This is a genomic window from Chitinophaga sp., assembly GCF_036569125.1.
GTDB lineage: Bacteria > Bacteroidota > Bacteroidia > Chitinophagales > Chitinophagaceae > Chitinophaga.
This window is the reverse complement of record NZ_DATCRF010000727.1, coordinates 1-6,415: the sequence shown is the minus strand read 5'-3', so window position 1 is coordinate 6,415 and position 6,415 is coordinate 1. Positions and strand designations below refer to the sequence as shown.

3 protein-coding genes and 1 pseudogene are annotated in these 6,415 nt (G+C 50.2%); all 4 read left to right on the top strand.

What is annotated here, in order from left to right:
- Positions 1 to 328: pseudogene (locus tag VIM87_RS26915) on the top strand (chromosome partitioning protein ParA); the annotation flags it as partial.
- 329 nt (positions 329 to 657) lie between these two features.
- Positions 658 to 3,612 (top strand): TonB-dependent receptor, encoded by a 2,955-nt coding sequence (locus tag VIM87_RS26910; RefSeq protein ID WP_331999981.1) that lies wholly within the window; start codon positions 658 to 660, stop codon positions 3,610 to 3,612.
- 11 nt (positions 3,613 to 3,623) lie between these two features.
- A complete protein-coding gene (locus VIM87_RS26905; RefSeq protein WP_331999980.1) occupies positions 3,624 to 5,090 on the top strand; it encodes a RagB/SusD family nutrient uptake outer membrane protein in 1,467 nt (488 codons plus the stop codon).
- Positions 5,091 to 5,177: 87 nt separating this feature from the next.
- Positions 5,178 to 6,415: glycoside hydrolase family 30 protein (locus tag VIM87_RS26900; protein WP_331999979.1), on the top strand; the 1,238-nt coding region annotated here is incomplete at its 3' end.

Sequence of the window (6,415 nt, the reverse complement as noted above, 5' to 3'; positions counted from 1 at the left end):
CCGCAAATGCGGGCACGATCATTATTTCAACGGGCATTTAATATACAGCCGCCGCTGCGCCAAATGCGGGTACGAGGAATCGGTAACCGCCAACACCATTTTACAGAACACCCGTATAGATATCAATAAAGCCTTTTACATGATCTTCCTGGTGTACTCCACCAAAGGCAAAATATCCTCCCATAAGCTCTCCGAGATCCTCAACATCCGCCAAAGTACCTGCTGGTCTTACAGCACCCGTATTAAAAAAGTAATGGAGGAAAGGAAGAAAGCCCTGCAAAATTCCGACGAAAAAGGATGGAGTAAGCTGGTAATGGAATACGATTAACCCCTTTTCTGGCAGGTAACCATCCGTATCAGTTTTATGCAATTCACCACCCCCTGGCGGGCGGAATACCCTTGATTATCAGGGGCGTTCACCCGTTTCAATTTACGGTAGCCAAGCGTATCAAAAATATTATAACAACTTTATTATCAACAAGTTATAAAAAATATTTTTGGTTTTCAACTTAATTTTCGGATACCTTTACAGCAATTATTCTACCGTAAGTTTTATTCCATGTTGTGAGATCAGAACGGAAGCGTTTATGAGATCCAACCAAAACAGATAACTAAAACCAGAGACTCGTTATTCTATTACATTTTATGTTTATCCACATGCAAAAGAAGTTTACGCTTTTAATGGCCTTCCTGTTGCTGGCAGTGCTGTATGCCGGCGCACAGGATCCTGCCGTAAAGGGGCACGTCCAGGACCAGCAGGGAAATCCCCTGCCGGGTGTGTCCATCTCCATTAAAAATACCAGTAAGGGCGCCATTACCCAGCCGGATGGTAACTTCAGCATTCAGGCAGCGGCATCGGATGTGCTGGTATTTTCCTACATCGGGTATGTTGCACAGGAGGTGCCGGTGAATAACCAGGCCACCATAAACATTACCTTACAGGATCAGAACAAGCAGCTGAACGAGGTGGTAGTAATAGGGTATGGCACCCAGCGGAAAAAGGACATTACCGGTTCTGTATCCGTAGTAGGTGAAAAGGAATTTGCCGCCCGCCCCAATACCCAGCTGGGATCTGTGCTGCAGGGCAAAGCGCCCGGCGTGCAGGTGCTGGCCTCTTCCGGTAAGCCCTCTGCCGGGTTAAACATCCGCATACGCGGTACCAGCTCTATCAGCAGCAGCAGCAACCCGCTGTATGTAATAGATGGGGTGCCCACTACAGATACCCGCTCCCTGAACCCATCGGATATTGAAAGTGTATCTGTATTAAAAGATGCTTCCTCTGCCGCTATCTACGGCGCTTCCGGCGCTAACGGCGTGGTATTGATCACCACCCGCAAGGGAAAAACGGGCGAGCCCCGGTTTGAGTTCAATGCCTACGGCGGTTACTCCTCTGTATGGAAAAGAATGGATGTGCTGAACGGCCCCCAGTATAAAGACCTGATGACCGAATTAGGCTACATCACCGACTGGAACAAATACAACCAGAACACCAACTGGCAGGATGAGATCTTCCGCAAAGGCAGTTCCCAGAACTACCAGCTGTCTATGTCCGGCAAAACGGACAAAACCACCTATTACCTCTCCGGTGGCTGGGTACAGCAGAACGGCGCTATCCGCTCCGCTACCATGGACCGCTTTAACTTTAAGGTGAACCTGGAGCAAAAGGTGAACAACTGGCTTACCATGGGTACCAATGTGGCTTACAGCCGCTGGCACGATGTGGATGTAACGGATAACATTGGCGTGGATAAAGGCGGCGTGCTCTTAGGCACCCTGGCTACCCCGCCGGTAATAGGCATTTACAATGCCGACGGTACTTTTACCAGCAATCCTTTCCAGGACTGGGAAAACCCCGTTGCCAGCACCGATGGCCCGGACCGTGGTTATAAGCAACAGCGCCTGCTGGGCAATGTGTATGCAGAAGTATACCTGCTGCCGGAGCTGAAGTTCCGCAGCAACTTTGGGGTAGATTATAACAACGCGGTGTACGATTATTTCCTGGATCCATTCCGTACCAGCTATGGCCGGGCCCAAAAAGGCAGGGGACAAAATAAAACCGACCTGATAAACTACTGGATCGCAGAAAATACCCTCTCTTACAATAAGGCCTTCGGCAAACATAGCATTGGCGCTTTGGGTGGTGTAGTAGCGCAGAAAACAAAATGGGAAAGTGCGGAGATATTAAAGACCGGTTTTTCCGGTGGCAGCATACCCACTACCAATGCCGGTTCTGTTTTTGTGACCGCGCAAAATACCAAATCAGAAAAAAGCAATGCCTCTTTCCTGGGCAGGATCAACTATAGTTATGCTGATAAATATTTGCTGACAGCTAACTTCCGTGCAGATGCTTCTTCCATTTTCGGACCCGCGCACCGCTGGGGTTATTTCCCCTCCGCATCAGTAGGCTGGCGTATTTCACAGGAAGAGTTTATGAAGGGCGTAAGCGCTATCAATGATCTGAAGCTGCGTGCCGGCTGGGGTAAGGTGGGTAACGACCAATTGGGCGACAGCCGTTATGCATGGCTGGGCCTTGTGGGCAGCGGCAGTAACTATCCCATTGGCGGTGTGGTATTACCCGGCAGCACACCTTCCTCTTTTGAGAACAGGAACCTGAAATGGGAAGCCACCGAGCAGTATAACGTAGGTATAGATGTAGCTGTGCTTGACTCCCGCCTGAGCTTTAGTGCCGATGCCTATGTGAAAAATACTTCCGACCTGCTGCTGAATGTGCCGGTGCCTAAATCCACTGGTTTTGATATCTCTACCCAGAACGTGGGTAAGATCCAGAACAAAGGTTTAGAGTTCCTGGTAAGCTCCCGCAACTTTGTAGGCGAGTTCCAGTGGGAAACGGATTTCAACATTTCCTTTAACCGCAACAAGGTAGTAGATATTGTTGGGCAGGATATTTTTAACGCGAACGTATCTAACCGCGGCAACGTAAGTCTGGCGCGTGAAGGCGAGCCGCTGGGCGTATTTTACGGTTATGTGGCTGCCGGCGTGGATCCGGAAACCGGTAACATGCAGTACCTGGATAAAACCGGTAAAAAAACATTCACACCTGCTGCTGAAGACCGCACCATCATTGGTAACCCCAACCCGGATTTCCTGTATGGGTTAACCAACAATTTCAGCTATAAGAACATCCGCTTAAGCGTGTTCCTGCAGGGTTCACAGGGTAATGATATGTTCAATGCCTCCCGCATAGAAACAGAATCCATGATAGACCCGCGCAACCAGAGCACAGCCGTGCTGCGCCGCTGGAAAACACCGGGCCAGGTAACAGATATTCCCAAAGCGGTGGCTAACAATTCAGATAACTCCCGCATCTCTACCCGTTATGTGGAGAACGGCTCTTACATGCGGGTGAAATCCGCTACCCTGAGCTACGATCTGCCGGCGGACCTGTTAAGCAGGATCAAGCTGAAAAGCCTGCGTGTATACGTAACCGGTGAAAACCTGTTCACCTTTACCAAATACAGCGGCTTTGATCCGGAAGTGAATTTCCTGGGTAACAGCACTAACTCTACAGAGGCTAATACCTCTATGGGGGTTGACTTTGGCACCTACCCGCAAACGCGTAACCTGATTGTGGGCTTAAATGTTTCATTCTAATTTTTACAACTATGCAAGCAAGATATATTGTACTATGTGTGTTGGCATTAAGCCTGGGCGCCTGCAGCAAATTTGTGGACCTGTCGCCCATTTCAGATGCCACCACGGAAAACGCCTACCGGTCTGCCAGCGATGCGGAAGCCGCGCTTATCGGGGCTTACGACGCCTTTCAGCAGGAGTATTACGTATGGGACAACATCAACTTTACCGATGTAGTATCCGATAACTATTATGCCGGCGGCGATAACCCGGAAATTTTCCAGATGGACCTGCTCACGTTTACACCGGTGAACAGCCGCCTGTTTAATGCCTGGAGCCAGCTTTACAGCGGTATTGCACGCGTTAACATCATTCTGCAAAAAGTGCCGGCTATTACGGATCCCAAGCTGGATGCCAATAACCGCAAGGAGCAGATCCTGGGGGAAGCATCTTTCCTGCGCGCTTACCACTATTACCAGCTGGTGAAAACCTTTGGCGGGGTGCCGCTGGTGCTGGAACCCGCTACCTCTTCAGATCCCGGCGAAACCAATAAGCCCCGTGCTACCGATGCGGAGGTATATGCACAGATCATAAAAGACCTGGAATTTGCTTTAACCCGCCTGCCGGATAGCTATTCCGATGATGCCAGCGTAAATAAGGCACGTGCCACCAAAGGCGCCGTAAATGCGCTGCTGGCAAAGGTATACGCGCAGAAGTCGGACCGTGATTACAACAAGGTGCTGGAATACTGTAATGCCGTTACCAGCAGCCCGGCAGGTTACCAGCTTATTAACTATGCTTTCCTGTTTGATGGTAACCATTATAACAATGATGAATCCATCATGGAAATACAATACACCGGTGGGGCAGAAGCCAATTACGGCCCGCAGCTGCTGCTGCCGCCCTCTGTAAGCGGCGATACCTGGCGCAAGTTCGTAACACCTTCCAAAGACCTGGTAAAGGCTTTTGACAGCGAGAATGATGTTATCCGCAAGAACGCCAGCATCCTGTTTGAGAACGTAAGCTGGACGGATGAATACTGGGCCATTGGCGGCGGCAGCGTGCCTTTTGCCTACAAGTGGAAAAGTGCTAACGGCTGGGCCAGCACTAACCGGCAATACCTGTTCCGCCTGGGCGATATTATACTGTTAAAAGCAGAAGCCCTGAATGCTTTGGGCCGTACGCCGGAAGCAGCCACTGAGCTGAATAAGGTGCGCACCCGTGTTAACCTGCCCGGTACAACCGCTACTACCAAAGAAGCTATGCAGCTGGCCATTGAAAAAGAACGCCGCCTGGAGCTGGCACAGGAAGGCCAGCGCTGGGACGACCTGCGCCGCTATAACCGTGCAGAAACCGTGATGAATACGCTGAATGAAATAGACCTGCGCAACAACCAGCGCGTGGACTACAAAATGACAAAGGATAAGGAGCTGATGCCTATTCCGCAGCAGGAGCGCGACCGTAACAAACAGTTATCACAGAACCAGGGATATAACTAATATCTCCACGTCATTAATACCGCGGACCGGCCATCATTTCACATGCCCTGGCCGGTCCTTTTTTATTTAATACGATAACCAGTGTGTATGATGAAAAGAATACCATACGGCATTTGCTGCCTGGTACTGGCCGCGGCTTGCGGTAAAAGTCCTGCTAAACAAACCACCACTCCGCCTGCAGATACTGTAGCAGCAGCGGGTAAGGCCAAAGTTTGGGTAACCACCGGCAACCAGGTAAAGCTGTTACAGCCGCAAAAAGACATTGACATTACCAGCGGAGTGCCTTCAGCTGCTGCTGTTATAAATATCGACTTTACAAAAAAGCTGCAGGAGGTGGATGGTTTTGGCGCTGCGCTCACCGGGTCATCGGCCTACGTGATCAATAAGCTCAATACCACACAACGTAAGCAGCTGCTGCAGGACCTGTTTGATCCGCAGCAGGGCATAGGCATCAGCTACCTGCGGTTAACCATGGGCGCATCGGATTTTTCGCTGGCTGATTTTACGTACGACGATCTGCCCGCAGGGCAAACAGATCCCGGCTTAACACATTTTTCTATAGAAAACGATAAGGCCGATGTGCTGCCTGTACTAAAGGCCATTAAAGAATTGGCGCCGGACCTGCAGCTGATGGCCACACCCTGGAGCGCCCCTGCCTGGATGAAGGATAATGGCAAGCTGGCAGGCGGCCGTTTGAAACCAGAGTGGTATGCAACCTACGCGAACTACTTTGTAAAATACCTGCAGGCCATGCAGCAGGAGGGGATTACTATTAATACCATTACCCCGCAGAATGAGCCGTTGTTTGAAGCCAAATATCCTTCCATGTATATGGATGCAGCTATGCAGGCTGCATTCATCAAAGATCACCTGGGGCCTGCTTTTCAAAAGAATAAGCTTAACACCGGCATTATTGTGTATGATCATAACTGGGACCACCCGGAATACCCGATTAATATCCTGAACGATGCGCAGGCCAGACAATACATCACCGGTTCTGCATTTCACGCTTATGCAGGGCAGGTAAGCGCTATGACGCAGGTGCATGCACAGCACCCGGATAAAGGGCTTTATTTTACAGAGGTCTCCGGCGGCGCCTGGGCTACGGATTTTGCATCCAACCTGGACTGGAACATGAGTAATTTATTCATTGGCGCCATGAACAACTGGTCTAAGACCACTTTGCTCTGGAACCTCGCGCTGGACAGCAACAGCGGGCCGCGTAACGGAGGTTGCCAGGATTGCAGGGGAGTGGTAACCATAGCATCCGGCGGCAATATTACCTACAACGTGGAGTATTATGCTATTGGCCACCTGTCTAAATT

Bases quoted from the DNA above. Each gene is read 5' to 3' on its own strand.
- VIM87_RS26905 (WP_331999980.1), top strand. From the start codon at position 3,624: ATGCAAGCAAGATATATTGTACTATGTGTGTTGGCATTAAGCCTGGGC.
- VIM87_RS26910 (WP_331999981.1), top strand. From the start codon at position 658: ATGCAAAAGAAGTTTACGCTTTTAATGGCCTTCCTGTTGCTGGCAGTG.